This is a genomic window from Streptomyces sp. NPDC051987, from assembly GCF_040680735.1.
Classification (GTDB): Bacteria; Actinomycetota; Actinomycetes; order Streptomycetales; family Streptomycetaceae; genus Streptomyces.
In genome coordinates this window covers 1-17,847 of sequence record NZ_JBFAXI010000020.1, presented here as the reverse complement: position 1 = coordinate 17,847, position 17,847 = coordinate 1, and the positions used below count along the sequence as shown (strand labels likewise).

General features: G+C 74.2%; 13 protein-coding genes and 1 pseudogene. 9 read left to right on the top strand and 5 right to left on the bottom strand.

Translation table 11 applies throughout. From position 1 onward, the window contains the following. Positions 1 to 111 precede the first annotated feature (111 nt). From AB0M11_RS13570 to AB0M11_RS13555, 4 genes are all read right to left on the bottom strand, one after another. Positions 112 to 1,722, bottom strand: coding sequence for an adenosine deaminase (locus AB0M11_RS13570; RefSeq protein ID WP_365704884.1), 1,611 nt, complete (start codon positions 1,720 to 1,722; stop codon positions 112 to 114). 435 nt (positions 1,723 to 2,157) lie between these two features. After that, on the bottom strand, positions 2,158 to 2,991 hold the full coding sequence (locus AB0M11_RS13565) for a class I SAM-dependent methyltransferase (RefSeq protein ID WP_365704703.1): 834 nt from the start codon (positions 2,989 to 2,991) through the stop codon (positions 2,158 to 2,160). Between the two features lie 79 nt (positions 2,992 to 3,070). Further along, positions 3,071 to 4,360 (bottom strand): permease, encoded by a 1,290-nt coding sequence (locus AB0M11_RS13560; RefSeq protein ID WP_365704701.1) that lies wholly within the window; start codon positions 4,358 to 4,360, stop codon positions 3,071 to 3,073. 129 nt (positions 4,361 to 4,489) lie between these two features. Continuing rightward, a complete protein-coding gene (locus AB0M11_RS13555) occupies positions 4,490 to 5,149 on the bottom strand; it encodes a zinc ribbon domain-containing protein (RefSeq protein WP_365704698.1) in 660 nt (219 codons plus the stop codon). A 173-nt stretch (positions 5,150 to 5,322) separates the two neighbouring features. Between AB0M11_RS13555 and AB0M11_RS13550 the strand changes: the two genes are divergently transcribed. From AB0M11_RS13550 to AB0M11_RS13510, 9 genes are all read left to right on the top strand, one after another. Continuing rightward, positions 5,323 to 6,621: an acyltransferase gene (locus AB0M11_RS13550; protein WP_365704695.1), complete on the top strand. Its 1,299-nt coding sequence runs from the start codon at positions 5,323 to 5,325 to the stop codon at positions 6,619 to 6,621. A 286-nt stretch (positions 6,622 to 6,907) separates the two neighbouring features. After that, positions 6,908 to 7,855, top strand: a complete 948-nt coding sequence (locus tag AB0M11_RS13545; RefSeq protein ID WP_365704692.1) for an ATP-binding cassette domain-containing protein — start codon at positions 6,908 to 6,910, stop codon at positions 7,853 to 7,855. After that, positions 7,852 to 8,691, top strand: coding sequence for an ABC transporter permease (locus tag AB0M11_RS13540; RefSeq protein WP_365704690.1), 840 nt, complete (start codon positions 7,852 to 7,854; stop codon positions 8,689 to 8,691). The genes AB0M11_RS13545 and AB0M11_RS13540 overlap by 4 nt, the downstream gene beginning before the upstream one ends. A gap of 28 nt (positions 8,692 to 8,719) precedes the next feature. Beyond that, complete coding sequence (locus AB0M11_RS13535) at positions 8,720 to 10,021, top strand: sensor histidine kinase (RefSeq protein ID WP_365704881.1); 1,302 nt, start codon at positions 8,720 to 8,722, stop codon at positions 10,019 to 10,021. After that, positions 10,018 to 10,686 carry a response regulator transcription factor gene (locus AB0M11_RS13530; RefSeq protein ID WP_365704688.1) on the top strand — a complete coding sequence of 223 codons (669 nt, stop codon included), beginning with the start codon at positions 10,018 to 10,020 and terminating at the stop codon, positions 10,684 to 10,686. The genes AB0M11_RS13535 and AB0M11_RS13530 overlap by 4 nt, the downstream gene beginning before the upstream one ends. Positions 10,687 to 11,150: 464 nt before the next feature. After that, complete coding sequence (locus AB0M11_RS13525; protein ID WP_365704686.1) at positions 11,151 to 12,638, top strand: hypothetical protein; 1,488 nt, start codon at positions 11,151 to 11,153, stop codon at positions 12,636 to 12,638. Between the two features lie 5 nt (positions 12,639 to 12,643). Continuing rightward, positions 12,644 to 13,594, top strand: a complete 951-nt coding sequence (locus AB0M11_RS13520; RefSeq protein WP_365704684.1) for a lysylphosphatidylglycerol synthase domain-containing protein — start codon at positions 12,644 to 12,646, stop codon at positions 13,592 to 13,594. A 153-nt stretch (positions 13,595 to 13,747) separates the two neighbouring features. Then, entirely contained in the window at positions 13,748 to 14,230 is a 483-nt protein-coding gene (locus AB0M11_RS13515; protein WP_365704681.1) for a hypothetical protein, read from the top strand. A gap of 144 nt (positions 14,231 to 14,374) precedes the next feature. Continuing rightward, complete coding sequence (locus tag AB0M11_RS13510; protein ID WP_365704879.1) at positions 14,375 to 16,009, top strand: multicopper oxidase family protein; 1,635 nt, start codon at positions 14,375 to 14,377, stop codon at positions 16,007 to 16,009. A 55-nt stretch (positions 16,010 to 16,064) separates the two neighbouring features. Here AB0M11_RS13510 and AB0M11_RS13505 read toward each other — a convergent pair. After that, positions 16,065 to 17,847, bottom strand: a pseudogene (locus AB0M11_RS13505) (hypothetical protein); the annotation flags it as partial.

Genomic DNA, 17,847 nt, shown 5'->3' with positions numbered 1-17,847 from the left:
GGGGCGCGGGGCCGCATCCCTGTGCGGCACCGCCGCGTGGGCGCGACCAGCCGCGACGGCGCCTCGGTCGGCGGACGGCATATCGCTCCACTCTCCGCAGGCTTACCCGCTTCACGGTCGTGGCGCGGCCCGCCCCAAGGTCTTTTCGAAGGCCCGCCCGAAGGTCCGCTCGAAGGACGCCGAGGCGACTTCCTGGCGCCACTGGACCGCGGCCTTCACGCTCGCGCCGAGCAGCGCCCGGCACTCCGCGCCCGGCGGGCGGCCGCTGCCGGGGAGCCGGCCGGCGCAGGCGGCGACCGGGCGGTAGCCGTCGCGGGTGGGGTTGCCCCGCCACAGGCTCGGGCCGGGCAGGAAGGCGTACTGCACGGAGGCGCGGGCCAGATCCTTGAGCTCCGGGTAGCTCAGGCCGTAGGTCTCGGCCGCGTACTGGTACTCGTGACTGATGTCGGTGCGCGAGACACCGGGGTCATCGGTGGCGAGGACCACCGGCACCCCGTACGCCCGGTAGGTGTCGAAGGGATGGGCGGCGCCGCGCACCCCGAGGATCTGCGCGTTGCTGGTGAAGGGCACCTCCACGGCGATCTGCCGGGCGGCCATCGTCCGGGCCGTCCGCTGCCACTCGTCCTCGTGGCGGAGGTCGACGCCGTGGCCGACGCGCTCGGTGCCGGCGATGTCCACGGCCTGCCGGATGTGGAACCGCAGGTCCTCCGGCGGGACCAGCCCCGGTCGCAACTCGCCCGCGTGCAGGGTGACATGGGCCTTCGGATAGACCGTGTGCAGGAACCTCACCATGCGCATCTGCAGGGTGTAGTCGGCCAGCGCGACGGGCCCGTCCTCGGGCTGGACGAGGTTGACGGCGAGGAAGCGGGGGTCGCGTGCGGCGAGCCGCATGCCGAGGGCCAGTTCGGTGAAGACGCGGGCCGGGGACTCGCCGCGGAAGGCCTGGTAGACGAAGCGGACGGTGAGCCGGCAGCCGGGGCGGGGGCGGTCGGTGCCGCAGCGGGCGGCGGCCCGGAACTCGGCGTCCGCGTCGTCCGTCGCCGCGCGCGCCTCGGCGACCACCGCGTCGAGGCGGCCGCCCTCGACGAGCCGGGCGTGCAGGGCGGCGAGGTCGGGGTCCCAGCCGATCTCGTCGGCGAGCCGCTCGGCGAGGTCGGAGGCCGGGTTGACCATCGTCTCCAGATAGGCCTGGTGCTGCGCCGCGACCGAGTCGGCGACCTCGGCCAGCACCCTGCCCGGGTGCCGGGCGGCCACCAGCCCGAACTTGTCGAAGGTCGCGAAGAAGTGGTCGTGGCCGCTCCGGTCCGGCGGGAAGCCGTACATGGACCAGGCCCGCAGGATCGCTGCGCGGAAGCCGGGGGCGGTGCGGGCGTCGGCGGCCGGCCGGGTGCCGGGTCCGCAGGGCGGTACGACGGCGGTCAGCGTCGCCGTGTCGACGCACAGCCCGTCCTCGGCGGCGAGCGCGATCAGGTACTCGGTCCTGACCGCGCCGAAGAGATGGTTGTGCAGGTCGCCGCCCTTGGGCAGCGCCAGGAAGAACCTGCGCAGCGCCCGCGGGCCGTCCGGCGCCGCCGCCCGCAGCGACGTCAGGTAGGCGTCCACGCGGGCCTCGGCCTCCGTCGAGGGGCGGGGAACGGCGCGGGGCCGGGGGATGGCGGGGGCGGCCGGCGCGGCCGACAGGCAGGTCAACAGGGCCAACAGGCCGCAGAAGAGCAGGGGCAGGGCGGCGGACGCCGTGCGGCGGGGCGGGCCGGCGGTGCGAGCGCCGTCGTGGGTCGTCACGGACCGATGATCATCAAGTCGGCCCGGCCGGGAGCGGACAGCCACGCGGCACGCCCCCCGGAGCCACCCGAGCGGCCGCAACGAGCCGCGCGCCCTCGCGGCCACGAATCCGGACCGCGGGTCCGAGGTCGGGTCAGGTCTGGGGCCCGGTGCGGACAGCCACGCGGCACGCCCCCCGGAGCCACCCGAGCGGCCGCAACGAGGCGCGCGCCCCTCGGGGCCACGGATCCGGACCGCGGGTCCGAGGTCGCGGGTCCGATCTGGGTCCGGGTCCGAGGCCGGTCCGGGTCCGAGGTCAGGTCCCGGTCCGAGGCCGGTCCGTGGCCGAGGCAGGGGCCGGGTCCGGGTCCGGGGCCGGGGCTGGTCCGGGTTCGGTCAGGTGGCGGGCGGTGGGCGGTGGGCCGTTACGACGTAGTAGTCCAGCAGGCCGTCGCGGTAGGCCGGCAGGAAGTTGCGAGGCCAGCGCACGGGCATCTCGATCCCGGCGAGGAAGCGGTCCAGCCCCGGCCAGACCTCGCCGCCGATCGACTCGGCCCGTACGCCGGTCAGTCCGGCGGAGCCGAGCGCGTCCAGCAGGGACACCAGCGGGTGGGCCACGTCCAGGCCGGAGGCGAAGCTGTCCAGCCGTGCGGCCAGTTCGGCGCCCGCGTCCTCCGCACCGGCCGGCAGGAAGAAGCTGGTGACGGCGAGCCGGCCGCCGGGCCGCAGCACCCGCGCGGCCTCCCGGGCGAACGCCGCGAGGTCGCGGAAGTGCTGGGCGGCCTCCACCGAGTACAGCCGGTCGAAGTGCCCGTCCGCGAACGGCATCCGCTCGGCCGCCCCGTGCGCGAAGCCGAGCCGCTCCGGCGCGCGGGCGAGCAGGGCGGCGTTGGCCCGGCGGGCCCGCTCCAGCTGGTCCGGGTGGATGTCCAGCCCGGTCACCGCGGCGAAGCCGAACTCCTCCAGGGCGAGCGCGGCGCCGACCCCCAGCCCGCAACCGACCTCCACCGCGCGGGCGTCCGCGCCGTCCAGGGTGCCCAGCACGTGCCGGTAGAGGTCGCGCTGGCTGCGGACCCGGTCCTCCGCGGTCAGCGGCCGGTCGAGCGGGATCCCCGCCCAGTGGCCGAAGTTGATGAACCCGCCCGCGAACGCCGGTGCTGAGCTGAGGTCCTGGGGCCCGTAGACGGCCCGCACGGCGGGCGCGACGGCGAGGTCGCGGCTGCGGTCCACGTGATCTCCTTCTCCACGACGAGAGTGCCCGACCCGGACGTTCTCCCCGCCCACGGCGTCACTCAGTCGGCGCGCGGGATCAGGGCCGGTGCTCGCCGTGCGTGTGCTGGTGCTCCCCGTGCGCGGGCGCCTCCCCGTGCCCGTGCGCCTCTCCGGGGCCGGCTTCTCCGTGCCCGTGCGCGGACCCGTGCCCGTGCGCGGACCCGTGGCCGTGGCCCTCCTGGTGGTCCCCGTCGGCGTCGGGCGAACCGCCCATCATCCGGAGCATCGCCGGGCCGCCGGTGCGCAGGAACCGCACGACCAGCGCGGCGGCCAGCAGCAGGAAGGCGATGTTGAGCCAGGTGGTGTAGTTCCAGCTGATCCCCTCGTCGGGGATCTTCGCGTCGGCCTGGTCGGGGACCAGTCCCAGCCCCCCGAACACCAGCTCCACGGCGTATCCGGCCACCACCATCGAGGCGTAGAAGGTGCCCAGCAGGAAGGCGGTCATCCGGGCGCCGTAGTACTTCCGGTAGATGTTGAGGATCGGCAGGATCAGCAGGTCGGCGTAGATGAAGGCGATGACGCCGCCGAAGCTGATGCCGCCCTTCCAGAGGACCACGGCCAGCGGCACGTTGCCGATGGAGCAGACGAACGAGGCGATGGCCACCAGCGGCCCGATCAGCGGCCCGGTCAGCTTGGCCGCGACCGGGTGCCCGGACAGGAAGAGGCTCTGCCAGAAGTGGTCCGGCACCCACGCGGCGATCGCCCCGGCGATCAGCAGCCCCACCACCAGGTCGCGCAGGATCGCCGCCCACTCCATGACGAAGATGTGGGAGACGGACGTGAACCCGTTCCGGGACAGCAGCCTGCGGACGAAACCGCCCTCGCCGCCGACGGACATGTCCATCGCCGCGTGCCCCTCCATGGAGCCCGCCACGCCGCGCTCGGCCTGCTCCCGGGCCCCGCGCAGCAGCCGCTCCCGCAGCAGGACCCGGAACAGCACGGCGAGCACCACGATCATGATCGGCCCGCCGACGAACTCCGCGGCGGTGAACTGCCACCCCATCAGCAGGGCGAGGATCACGCCGAGTTCGATCACCAGGTTGGTGGAGGCGATCTCGAAGGCCATGGCCGCCGTGAAGTCCGCGCCCTTGCGGAACAGGGAGCGGGCGAGGGCGACGGCCGCGTAGGAACAGGACGAGGAGGCGGAGCCGAGCCCCGCGGACAGCGCGAGCGTACGGGGCCGGTCGTCCCCGAGCAGCCGGACGACCGTCTCCCGGCGCACCACGGCCTGCACGATCGCGGAGAGGGCGAAACCGAGGATCAGGGCCCAGGTGATCTCCCAGGTCATCGACCCGGCGATGGCGAGCGCGTGCCCGATCGCATGCATGGTGTCCACCTTCCGCAGCCGGCCGTGACCCTCAGGTTATATACCCCCTGAGGGTATGAGGCCAGTGGGGCCAGGGCGCACCCCGGACACCCCGCACACCCCGCACACCCCGCACACCCCGCCGGTCCGCTACCTGCGCGCACCGCATCCCGGGCAGAAGGCCGCACCGTCGGGTACCACGGCGGAGCAGGAGGAACACGTCGCGGACTGGGCCAGTCGGTGGCCGCAGCCCGAGCAGAAGGCGGCGCCGTGGGTCTCGGTGCGGCAGTTCGGGCAGACCAGCTGGCGGGGCGTGGTGGGGTCGTAGCTCTGCCCGGCCTGCTGCCCCGCCGCGTACGCCCGTTGCGAGGCCATGTCGTTCAGGCCGCGCTGCTGGGCCGCCATCGCCTCGGCCGCCGTGTCCGGAGCGCAGCGCAGGCACAGGCCCTGGGCCGCGTTCCAGCAGCGGCCGCACACGTAGTCGGTGCAGCGTGCGCAGCGGTTGAAGTGCCCCTGCGCGTTGTTGATCGCCCGCTGGAACGCCTCGTCGCGGGACCGTCCGTAACCGGCCCCGGCCAGGCCGTCGGCCGCCGACGTCAGCCCGGTGCCGGTGCGGCCGAGCAGCCCCCAGGCCACGTCGACGCCCTTGCGGAGCCAGGTGGCCGCCCGTTCCCCGGCGTACGGCTCGAACGGCGAGCGCCACGTGTCGTAGCAGCGCGCGCAGGAGAACTCGAACTGGAAGCCGGCCCCGGTCCCGTTCCGCTCGCACAGGTCCCGGTAGTTGTTGCTGAAGTAGATCTCGGCGCTCATGTGGTCCCCCCACAGGTCTGGCCATCGGCACACATGCCGTACGACGCTGGGAAAACGGTACTGGTTCTGGCCAAAGGCGCAGAGTTCAGGCCACATCGCCGGGCCGGGCCCCTGACGACTGCTCAGGCTCCCGGGGTGTGTGAGTCCGGCGCGCCTGGGCAGACGCGGCCATCATGAGCACCCTGTACCGGAGCACGGCGGCCGAGCCCGCGGAGCAGAGCGCGGTGGCGCGGGCGACGTCGCCCGCCGTCGCCGCGCCGTCGACGCGACCGCACGGAGGCGGCGGGCGGGGCGGTGACGGCCGGGGCGGTGACGGCGGTCGCGGTGGGCGGCGCGGTGCGCGGGGCTTCTCGCCGGCGGCGCGGGGTCGCGGCCGGGTGGCGGGGCTGGACGGACTGCGGACGGTCGCGGTGGTGCTGGTGATCGTGTACCACGTGGAGCCGGACCTGCTGCCCGGCGGCTCGGTGGGCGTGGACGTGTTCTTCACGATCAGCGGCTTCGTCATCACCCGGCTGCTGGTCGCCGAGTACGCCCGTACCGGCCGGATCGACCTGCGGTCGTTCTACCGGCGGCGCTGGCTGCGGCTGATGCCGGCCCTGCTGGTGATGTGCGCGGTCACCGTCCTGCTGAGCCTGGTGTTCCCGCTGCCGCTGTTCGACGGGGCGTGGGTGTCGGCTGTGCTGGCCGCGGGGTCGGTGGTCAATCTCGTACGGGCCGGGGACGCCGGGACGTACTCGGACCTCACCGCGCCCCTCGGTCACACCTGGTCCCTGGGGGTGGAGGAGCAGTTCTACCTGCTCTGGCCGCTCCTGCTGCTGGCGCTGCTGCGGCACCTGACGGCCCGCGCGGTGCTGGGCTGGGTCGCCGCGCTGTGCGTCCTGCCGGTGCTCTGGCGGACGGTGCTCTGGGACCCCACGGCGGCGCACCGCATCTACAACGGCCCCGACACCCGCGCCGACCAGCTCCTCGTCGGCGCTCTGCTGGCGCTCGTCCTGGCCCGGCTGCGCGCCGACGACCCCCGCCTGGCGCTGCTGCGCCGCTGGGCCGGACGGCTCTGCGGGCCCGCGCTCGCGCTGCTGGCGCTGATCGCCTGGCGGATCCCGATCACCGAGCCGAGCGGATGGCGTCCCGTCTGGTACACGGCCGGGTTCCTGGCCGCGGCCGTCCTGTCGGCCTGCGCGGTGGCCGCGCTGGAGCTGTGCCCGCGGGCGTGGGCCGCCCGGCTGCTGTCCCTGGCCGCGCCCGCCTGGGCCGGGCGCAACCTCAGCTACGGGATGTACCTCTGGCACTACCCCGTCCTGCGGCTGCTCGCCGATCTCGGGGTGCGCGGCGACGGGCTCCTCACCACCGGCCTCGCGGCGACGCTCGCCGCGGCCCTCGCCTCGTACGCCCTCGTCGAGCGCCCCCTGCAGCGACGCGGCCGGTTCCGCGCGCACCACCTGGAACCGGCTCCGGCCACGGCCGTCGCCTGAACACCGCGGCCTGATCACCACCGCCTGAACATCGCCGCCTGAACATCGTCGCCGCCCTTTCGCCGCCGCCCCTTCGCCGTCGCCGTTCGTGCGTCGGCGGCGTGAGCCGGGCGCCGTGGGTCGGCCGGTGCGACCGCAGGTGCAGCGGTGTGTAGTACCGCGGTACGACCCGGCGGGCGTGGATCAGTCCGCGGTACCACCGAATCGGGGCGTTTCGCCTCTTAGCGTGGTCGGTGAGGCGTCGAGGGCGACAGGCGGGCGCCGGTTCCGACAGGAAGGGACGCGCATGATCGACGCACAGCGGCTGACCAAGAGGTACGGCGAGAAGACGGCCGTCGACGGGCTGGACTTCGCCGTGCAGCCGGGCACGGTGACCGGGTTCCTGGGGCCCAACGGCGCCGGGAAGTCCACCACCATGCGCATGATCGTCGGGCTCGACGCCCCGACCAGCGGTTCGGTCACGGTCAACGGGCAGCGCTACGACCGGCACCGGGCGCCGCTGCAGGAGGTCGGGGCGCTGCTGGAGGCGAAGTCGATCCACCCCGGCCGCTCCGCCTACAACCACCTGCTGGCGCTCGCGCTGACCCACGGCATCCCGCGCCGCCGGGTCGACGAGGTGATCGAACTGGCGGGCCTCGGCAGCGTGGCGAGGAAGCGGGCCGGCGCGTTCTCCCTCGGCATGGGGCAGCGGCTCGGCATCGCGGCGGCGCTGCTGGGCGATCCGCAGACCGTGATGCTGGACGAACCGGTCAACGGCCTCGACCCGGAGGGCGTCCTGTGGATCCGCAACCTGCTGAAGGCCCTGGCCGGCGAGGGCCGGACCGTGTTCGTGTCGTCGCACCTGATGAGCGAGATGGCCCTGGTCGCGGACCATCTGATCGTCGTGGGGCGCGGTCGGCTGCTGGCCGACACCACCGTGGCGGACCTCGTCCGGGAGGCGGGCGGCGACACGGTGCAGGTGGCCACCCAGGACCCGGCCCGGCTGCGCGAGGTCCTGGCCGGACCCGGCGTGGGCATCACCGGCCGGGCCGGTTCCGAGGAGTTGCAGGTGACCGGGCTCAGCGCCCGGGAGATCGGCCTGAAGGCGGCCGAGCACGGGATCGCGCTGTTCGAACTGACCGCGCGCACGGTGTCGTTGGAGGAGGCGTTCATGAACCTGACCAGGGATGCCGTGGAGTACCACGGCTCGACGACCGGCATCGAGAGCCGCGTCACCGAGGGGAGTGCGGCATGAGCACCCTCACCGCGCCCGTCGAGGCGCCCCAGGCCACCCCGCCCCGGCCCGCCTACCGGGTCACCGGCCGGCGCGTGCTCGCCTCGGAGTGGTCCAAGCTGTGGTCGCTCCGCTCGACCTGGATCACCCTCGGCCTCGGCCTGCTCTTCCTCGTCGCCTTCGGGCTCATCGCCGCGAACCACTACAAGTCGGGCGTAGGCTCTCCGCGCCAGGACCGCGACTTCGCCACCGCGACCGCCGTGAGCCTGTCCCTCTTCGGCACCAACTTCGCCCAGCTCGCCCTCGGCGTGCTCGGCGTGCTGGTCACCGCGGGGGAGTACTCCACCGGGATGATCCGCTCCACGCTCACGGCCGTACCGCGCCGGCTGCCCGTGCTGTGGTCCAAGGCGGCCGTGTTCGGGCTGGTCGCGCTGGTGGTGGCGACGCTGGGGGCGTTCGTGGCCTTCCTGTTCGGCAGCCAGATCGTGTCCGGCACGCCCGCCGCCATGGGCCTCTCGCACGCGGGCGTCGTCCGCAGCCTGCTGGGCGCCGGGCTCTACCTCGGCCTGGTCGGCGTCATCGGCACCGCCCTGGGCGCCCTGCTGCGGTCGGTGGCCGGCGGCATCTCGGTCCTGGTCGCCGCCCTGATGCTGGTCCCGGGCCTGATCTCGCTGCTGCCCAGCTCCTGGCAGAACGACATCAGCCCCTACCTGCCGTCCAACGCGGGCGAGTCGATGTTCGCCCTCACGCACGACTCCACGACCCTGTCGCCGGGCGCCGGACTGCTGGTCTTCCTGGGCTGGACGGTGCTCGCACTGGCGGGGGCGGCGTACCGGCTGGTGCGCAGCGACGTCTGACGCCCTGCACCATGGGCGGGTGACCACCTTGACGACGACCACCTCCGCCGGGGGCTCCGGCGCGGCGGGACCGCTGGCCGCCCGGTTCACCCGGGCCGGCCAGCGGCTGCGGCAGGCGGACCGCGCCCACCCCTGGGTGCTGGACACCGCCGTCGCGGCGCTGGTCTTCCTCATGTTCTGCCTGCCGGACCTGCTGCACCACGGCGGCGCGGGGCGCGGCGACGGGGACTCCCGGCCCAGGTTCCAGTTCGCCTTCACCCACCTCCCGCTGGCGGCCGTGCTGGCGCTGCAGGCCGGCCTGGTGCTGCCGCTGCTGTGGCGGCGGCGCCGGCCCATGGCCACCTTCGTCGCCATCGCCGCCGTCTTCGTCCTGCAGTGGTCGCTGTATGCCGCGCTGCGCGCGGACGTCGCCCTGTTCGTCGCCCTGTACAGCCTGGCCCTGCACGGGCGGCTGGGCCGGCTGCCGTGGGCCGCCGCGGTGATGACGGCGTGTCTGGTGCTGGTCGCGGTGCGGGTCTCGCCGGCCGTCTCCGTCTGGGACGCCCTCTTCTTCCTGCTGAGCACGGCGACCGCGGCGCTGGCCGTCGGCCTGATGGTGCGCACCCGGCGGGCGCAGCTCGCCGGGCTGCGGGAGCGGGCCGCGCGGCTGGAGACGGAACGCGACCAGCGCATCAGGCTCGCGACCGCCACCGAACGCGCCCGGGTGGCCCGCGAGATGCACGACATCGTCGGCCACAACCTGTCCGTCATCATCACCCTCGCCGACGCCGGCGCGTACGCCACCGACACCGCGCCCGAACGCGGCAAGGAGGTCCTGCGGCTCATCGGCGACACCGGCCGCACGGCCCTCGGCGAGCTGCGCCGGGTGCTCGGCGTGCTGCGCGAGGCGTCGGACGGCGCCCGCCAGGCGCCCGAACTCAGCCCCCAGCCGGGCCTCGCCGACATCGAGGCGCTGTGCGACGGCGTACGCACCGCGGGCCTGGAGATCGTCTACCGGACCGTCGGCGAGGTGGACGCCCTGGACCGCGGGATGCAGCTGACGGTCTACCGCATCGTCCAGGAAGCCCTGACCAACACCCTGAAGCACGCCGGTGCCGGCACTCGGGTGAGCCTGTCGGTCGCCGTCGGGGACGACCGGCTCGTCATCCGGATCCGCGACAACGGTCAGGCCAAGGGTCCCGGACCATGGAACGAGGAAGGACACGGACTGGTGGGCATGCGCGAACGAGCGGCGCTGTACGGGGGGACGGTGAGCGCCGGACCGGCGGCCGACGGGGGCTGGGCGGTGGAGGCGGCGCTCGACCTGGCGCCGCGGGGAGGCGCCCGGTGACCACGGTGCTCGTCGTCGACGACCAGCAGCTGCAGCGCTACGGCTTCCGGGTGCTGCTCGACTCCATGCCCGAGACGGAGGTGGTCGGGGAGGCCGCCAACGGTGCGGAGGCCGTGCGCAGGACCGCCGAACTCCGTCCCGACGTCGTGCTGATGGACGTACGGATGCCCGGCATGGACGGCATCGAGGCGACCCGCCGGATCGCCGAGGCCGGGGGGCGCTCCCGGGTCCTCGTGCTGACCACCTTCGATGTCGACGAGTACGTGCACGCCGCCCTGCGGGCCGGAGCCAGCGGATTCCTCCTCAAGGACGCGCGCCCCGACGAACTCCTCGCCGGGATCCGCGCGGTCGCCGGGGGCGACGCGGTGATCGCGCCGGCCCTCACTCGCCGCATCCTGGACGAGTACGCCCGGCACGTGCCCGACGGAAGGGGCGGCCAGGCCGAGGACCCACGTCTGGCCTCCCTCACCGAACGCGAGCGCGAGATCCTCGTCGCCATCGGCAAGGGCTGGACCAACGGCGAGATCGCCGCCCGCTTCGTCGTCTCCGAGTCCACCGTGAAGACGCACGTCGGCCGCGTCCTGGCCAAGATCGGCGCCCGCGACCGGGTCCAGGCCGTCATCTTCGCCTACGACCACGGCATCGCCCGCCCAGGCACCACCTGATGAACACCCCCTCGCCCCTACAACCGCCGCGCACCTTGGGCCGCCGGCCGCCCGCCTTGGGCCGCCCGCCTTGGGCCGGCCGACTGCCCACACGCGTCTTTGGGCCGGCCGTCGGCCGCTGCCTGCTGCCCGCCGCCCGGTGGCGTCTGGCGTCGCCTGCCGCCTGCTGTCCGTCGCTCACCAGCCGCCACTCGCCTCCTGCCGCAGGCACTTGGTCGCCCCTGCCCGCTGCCAGCAGTCTGGTGCCCGGCGGCCGCTGCCCGCCGCTCCTCGGCCCGTGTCCCTCGGCCCGTGTCCCTCGGTCGGCGCCGGGCGTTGTGGGCGGGTGTCGTCGGGTGGTTGCGTAGACGGGGTGATGAGTGTCTTCTCACTCCCCTCTCACCCTACAAGTCGTAGGGTGGGTTGTTCTCCTGTCCGTGGCAGGAGGGTCCGACTGTGCGGCGTGCGACGAGGTGAGGTGTGCGATGGCCGACGGCGCGAACGCCACGACGACCGGTGTGCCCCGCACCCGTCTTCCCGCGCAGGCCGTCCGGCCGCGGCGGCCGCGAGGTGAACCCTGGCTCGGGATGGTCGCCGGCGCCTTCACGCTCGCCCAACTCGTCCTCGTACGGCCGGACCTCGGGCTCGGCTGGGACGAGGCCGTCTACGTCAGCCAGGTCAGCGGCGACGTGCCCGCCGCCTACTTCAGCGCGCCCCGCTCCCGCGGCATCTCGCTCCTCGTCGCCCCGATCGCGTCCTGGTCCGACTCCACCGTCCTGCTCCGGATCTACCTGGCCGTCCTCTCCGGCCTCGCCCTGTACCTCGCCCTGCGCGTCTGGCGCGGGCACCTCGCACCCGCCGTCCTGGCCCTGGCCGGCGGCCTGTTCGCCTCACTGTGGGTGACGCTGTTCTACGGCCCCCAGGCCATGCCCAACTACTGGGTCGCCGTCGGCGCCCTGGCCTGCGTCGGCTGCTTCCTGCGCGCCCGCGCCAACCCCCGTGACCGGGCGGCCTGGTGGGGTGTCCTCGCCGGCGCGGCACTGATGGCGGGGATGCGCCCGACGGACGCGGTCTACGTCGTGCTGCCCCTGCTCGCGCTCTCCCTGCGCCGCCCGCGCCTGTTGGCCGTGCTGCTCGCGGGTCTGGCGGCGGGAGCCGGCGAGTGGGTGATCGAGGCGTACACGAGCTACGGCGGCCTCGCACAGCGGCTGTCCGACGCCTCCGCCATCCAGGGCGGCCTCGGCTGGCACCTGGCCGTGCTCGACCAGCTGCGCAGCCTCGGCGGCCGCACCCTGTGCCGGCCCTGCACCGGAGCCGCCCCCGGCCCCCTGGTGACCCTGTGGTGGTTCGCGCTGCCCCTCCTCGCCGTCCTGGGCGCGGTGGTGGCCGTCCGCGCCCGCAGGGCCCTGCCCGTCCTCCTCCCGTCGGCCTGCGCCGTCACGGCCGCGGTCCCCTACCTGTTCCTCATCGGCTACGCGGCCCCCCGCTTCCTGCTGCCCGCCTACGCTCTGCTCGCCCTCCCCGTCGCCCACGGCCTCGTCCACCTGGTCACCGCCCCCGCCCACCGGGCCGGGCGCGTCCTGGCCGCCGGCCTGGTCGCGGTCGGCCTGGCAGGACATCTGGCCGTGCAGTACGTCGTCCTGGAGCACACCGTGCACAGTTCCGCCGCCTCCCGCGCCGACTGGACCCGCACCGCCGCCGCCCTCCACACCCGTGGCGTACGGCCGCCGTGCCTGCTCAGCGGCTACGACGCCGTCCCCGTCGCCTACGCCGCCGGCTGCGGCTCCGCCCAGACGGCCGGGCATGACGCCAGCACCACCCTGGCCGAGCTGACCCGCGCCGCGCACCGCACGTCCTTCGCCGTCCTCGTCCGGCCGGGAAGCCGCCCGCCGGCGTACGCGCGCGCCTGGCCCGTGACCCGGGTCGGCGCGCTCCGCGCGTACCTGGCGCCCGGCGCGCGGCAGGGCAGGTGACCGCCGTGGCCGAGGCCGAGAGCCCGCCGATCACTCTGGGCAGGCGCCTGTACGTCCAGCTCGGCGTCACCGTGGTGGTGCTCGCCGCCGTCGGCGGGACGCTCGTCGCCCACCGGGCCACGCTGGACAGCGGCACCGAACGGCTGGCCGCCGCCGACGGCGAGTGGCTGGTGCTCGCCTGCCTCGCCGCCCTGGCCACCTGGGTGTGCGCGGCCGTGGCGCAGCAGGGGGCGGTGGTCGAGCCGCTGCCCAAGGGGCGGCTGGTGGCGGCGCAGTTCGCGGCCGGCGCCGCCAACCACCTCCTGCCGGCGGGGGCCGGAGCGACGCTGGTCAACCTGCGGTTCCTGACCCGTTGCGGGCTCTCCACCCGGCGCTCGGCGACGGCGCTGGCGGTGAAGGCGGCCGCTGGCGCAGCGGTCCGGTGCGCGCTGGGCGTGACCCTCCTGCTCGTGTCGCCCGGCACGCTCCGGCTCTCCGCACGGACCCCGCATCCGCTGCCGTACCTGCTGGTCCTGCTGCCGGTGGCGGCCGCGGTCGGTGTCCTCGCGGTCGTCTTCAACGGCCGCCTCAGACGAGCGGCGGGCGGGGCCCTCGCCGACGTGCGGGACGTGCACCAGTGCCGGGCGCGGGCCTGCGCGCTGTGGGGCGGGTCGGTCGGGTTCGCGCTGCTGCACGCCGGGGTGATCGTCGCCGTGGTCCACGCGATCGGCCTCGGTCTTCCCACGAGCGGCGTGGTCATGGCCTACCTGGTCGCCAGCGGCGCGGCGGCGCTGCTGCCCACGCCGGGCGGACTGGGCTCGCTGGACGCCGCGCTCGCGCTCGCGCTGACGGCGGCCGGCGCGCCGGGACCGGAGGCGGTCTCGGCGGTCCTCGGCTACCGCCTGCTGACGGGATGGCTGCCGATGGTCCCCGGCCTGCTGGTCCTGGCCCTGCTGGCCCGCCGGTCGGCCCTGTGAGCCCCCTCACCACCGGAACGGGGCGACCGGCGCTCACCTGCGATCAGCGGTCGAACGTCCCAGGAGCTGCCGCCACCGACTGGACGGCATACCCCTCCCCGGTATAGTGCGAGTCTGGCAGGCGACAGCGGACGACAGCGGACGAGGAACGCGATGACGGAAGCGACGTGCCGGCGGCTCAGCCGCCCCCGCGGCAGCGCGACGCGCTGGACGTGGGCCGCGGTCGTGGCGCTTCTCGCCGCTCTCGCCGTCCTCCTCCACCACGACACGGCCGCCCCCGCCGGTCCCGTCGCCCCCGTCACCGCCATGGGCGGGATGCCCGGGATGACGCACACGACGGCACCGGCGACCGGCCGGACCGGACCCGCCGAGGCCGCCCCGTCCTCGGCCACCGCCCCGACCCCGGCCCCCGGCCAGGATCACGACGATGACGACGGCGGGCCCTGCTCCGGCCCCGCCATGCAGCACTGCTCGGCCGGGGACGTGAGCGGGCCGCAACTGCTCGCGCCGCCGTCCGCCGTGCGTCACGCCGTCCAGGGCTTCCTCGCTCAGCGCGTCCCTGCCGGGCACGTCCCCTCCGGAATCCCGCACCGCGCGCCGCCGGACCTCTCCCTCCTCTCCCGGCTGCTGATCTAGGCCCGCCGTTGCGCGGACCGCTGCCGCCTCCCGTACCAGGGAGGCGGAGCTGCCGCACGCGCCCAGGTCAACAGCTTGTCGAGCTCGCCGAGTTCATCGGGCACACCGAGCTCACCGAGAAGAGGAACCTCTCCCATGAACAGCATGAACAGCATGAACCGCCGCTCCGTCCTGCTGGCCGGGCTCGGCGTCGCGGGCGCGGGGGCGCTCGCCGCGTGCAGCAGCGGATCCGGCAGCTCCTCCGGCGAAACCGCGCTGGTCGGCCCCGACAGCAAGGTGGTCGCCGCCACGGACAGGCGACGCAAGGCCACCGGCACGGTGCGCGACGTGACGCTCACCGCCGCGTCCGCCATGCTCGACCTTGGCGGCGGGGTGACGGCCAGGAGCTGGGCCTTCGGCGGCCGCACCCCCGGCAAGGAGATCCGGCTGACCACCGGCGACACGCTCGCGGCCGAGCTCTCCAACCAGCTGCCCGACAGCACCACCACGTCCGTCCACTGGCACGGCATCGCCCTGCGCGCCGACATGGACGGTGTGCCCCCGGCCACGCAGACGGCCGTCCGGGCGGGCCGCACCTTCACCTACCGCTTCGTCGCCGACGCCCCCGGCACCTACTTCTTCCACCCGCACGTCGGCGTCCAGCTCGACCGCGGCCTGTACGCCCCGCTGATCGTCGAGGACCCGCGGGAGCCGCTGTCGTACGACGACGAGTGGGTCGTCGTCCTCGACGACTGGGTCGACGGCGTCACCGGAACCCCCGACGAGGTCTTCGCCGAACTCAGGCACGGGATGGGCGGCATGGGCGCGGGGGGCATGGGCTCGGACGGCGGGGACATGGGCGGCATGGGCTCCGGGGGCGGGGACATGGGCGGCATGGACATGAGCGGCGGAGGCGCGGACGGGGCGAGTGCCTCGCCGTCCGGCTCCGGTGGCATGTCGACGCGGTTCATGCTCATGGGCGCCGAGAGCAGGCTGCTCGGCGGCGACGCAGGCGACGTCAAGTACCCCTACCACCTCGTCAACGGCCGCGTCCCGGCCGACCCCGACGTCCACACCGGCAAGCCCGGCCAGCGGATCAGGCTGCGCGTCATCAACGCCGGCGGTGACACGGCGTACCGGGTCGCGCTCGGCGGCCACCGGCTGACCATCACCCACACCGACGGCTTTCCCGTCCGGCACCAGCAGGTGGACACCCTGCTGGTCGGCATGGGGGAGCGCTACGACGTCCTGGTCACCCTCGGCGACGGCGTCTTCCCGCTCGTCGCCCTCGCCGAGGGCCGGAACGCGAGCGGCATGGCCCTGGTCCGCACCGGGTCCGGCAGCGCGCCGGCGCCCGGCGTCCGCCCGCGGGAACTGGACGGAAGGATCCTGACCGCCGCCCAGCTGGCGGCGGCCGACGAGGTCCGGCTGGAGACGAAGCGCGCCGACCGGGTCCATCGCGTCGAGCTGACCGGCGGCATGGGCCGGTACGACTGGGGCATCAACGGCAAGCGCTTCGCCATGGACGACCCCACCGCGAACCCGCTGCTGGTCAGGCAGGGCGAGCGGGTCCGGCTCGACTTCGTCAACCGGACGGACATGTGGCATCCGATGCACCTGCACGGCCACACCTACCAGCTCGGCACGGGCGGACCGCGCAAGGACACCACCATCGTGCTGCCGAAGACGACGGTGTCCGTGTACTTCGACGCCGACAACCCCGGCCAGTGGATGCTGCACTGCCACAACGCCTACCACGGCGAGGCGGGGATGATGGCGCTGGTGGCCTACCAGGTGTGACAGCGCGAGGGGGGAGCGGGCCGGACCGCCCGCTCCCCCCTCGACCCGCTTCCGCTCAGCGCACGTCCACGTAGTCGTGGGAGCTCTCGGCGTCCACGTAGGAGCCGGACGCCAGGTAGACGCCGACCCAGGTGCCGTCCTGCTTCGCGGTGAAGCGGGCGGTGAAACGGCCGCGGGAGTCGGTCTTGACGGAGCCCAGCGCCGTCCAGGACTTCTTGCCCTTGGCCTGGAAGAGGACGTAGACGCGCTGCTTGCCGAACGCCACCCACTTCGTACCGCTCAGCCGCTGCAGGGTGCCGGTGGTGGTCACGGTGTGGCCCTTGCGCACCGGCTCGGGACCGGCGTTGAAGCCGGCGATCCTGGTGGCGGTGCGGTTGAAGTGCACGGAGTTGGAGTAGCCGGCCTGGTAGTCCGACGACCCCGCCGAGTACAGCCGCCAGTAGCCCTTCGGCACCGCCACGTACGCTTCGAGATCGAAGGTGCCGTTCGACTTCGCGGTGAACCAGCCGAGCGACTTCCAGCCGGACTTGCCGTCGGCCGACTGCTGGAGGTACAGCTTCCGGTTCGGCGGCACCTTGCCGTTGCTGGCGGTCATGCTGCCCTGGATGTGCAGGTCGGAGTATTCGTCGATCCAGCTCGAACAGAAGCAGATGTTCGTCCGGTTGACGACGTCGACCTTGAGCTGCGCGGTCGAGGGAGTCAGATACGGGTTGGCCAGGTAGCTGCCCTGGGTGGTCTCCACGGTGAACGTGCCGTCGTCGGAGAGCAGGTACGGGTAGGTGAGCTTGAAGCGTCCGTCGGCACCGCTGGTCGCCGTGGCGTAGTCGTTCATGTCGAGGGCGATGCCCTTGGCCGGGCGCCAGGTGCCGGCGTACAGGTACTCCACGACACCGGACGAGGACACCTTGTCGCCGTACTTGATCCGCACACTGGAGTGGTCCAGCCGGATCCGGCTCGGGCTCACCACGAACGACAGGGTCTTGCTGTCGACGAGCACATAGGTGCTCGTGCCGTCCGGGTTGGTGATCCAGAAGGAGAGCGAGACCGGCACGGACGTGCCGTCCAGGTCGTCCAGCCGCGGTACCAGGTCGATCGCGTAGCTGCCGTCGGCGGCGGTGGCGGCGCTGTAGGAGTAGTGGTCGACCACCACGCTCAGCGCCTGGCCGGCCAGCGGCGAGGTGTCGCCGGTGATCGGGTCGAAGAGCGAGACGCGGCCGCCGAGCCTGAGGTGCGTGTGCTCGAAGTCCAGCACGTCGGGGCTGATGGCGCGGTCGGCGAAGACCGGCTTCGGCTCGACGTCCACGGTGGTGACGTGCGGCGCCGAGGCGCTGTCGCCGTCGCTGTCCTGGGCGCTGACCGTCACGTCGTACGTGCCGTACGAGGGCAGGTGCGACATGCGCGGCGAACGCCAGACGCCGTCCTGCGGTGTGCCGGAGACGAGCGTGAAGCCGGTGACCGCCACGGTCGCCGGGTCCGTGCCGTGCACCTCGGTCAGCTGGGCGGACACCTCGGTGACCGCCGAGTCGGAGGAGACGGCGACCGTCAGGAAGCCGGTGTCGGAAGGGTCGGATCCGACGGTGCCGAACACCGGGGCACCGGCAGGCGAGTCGGAGGGGGCCGGGGTGTCCGACGGGGTGTCGGACGGGGCCGGGGTGTCCGACGGGGCCGCCGTGTCCGTTGGGCCCGGCGTGTCCGACGGGGCGTCGGACGGGGTGCTGGTGGGCGTGTCCGTCTGCGTCGCGGCGGTCGCCGGGTTCGTGCTCGCGGTGGCGGCCGGGTCCGGCCCGGCCACCGTGCCGCCGTGGGGCGCGGAGGCCCCCCCGGGCGCGGGGCGGTGG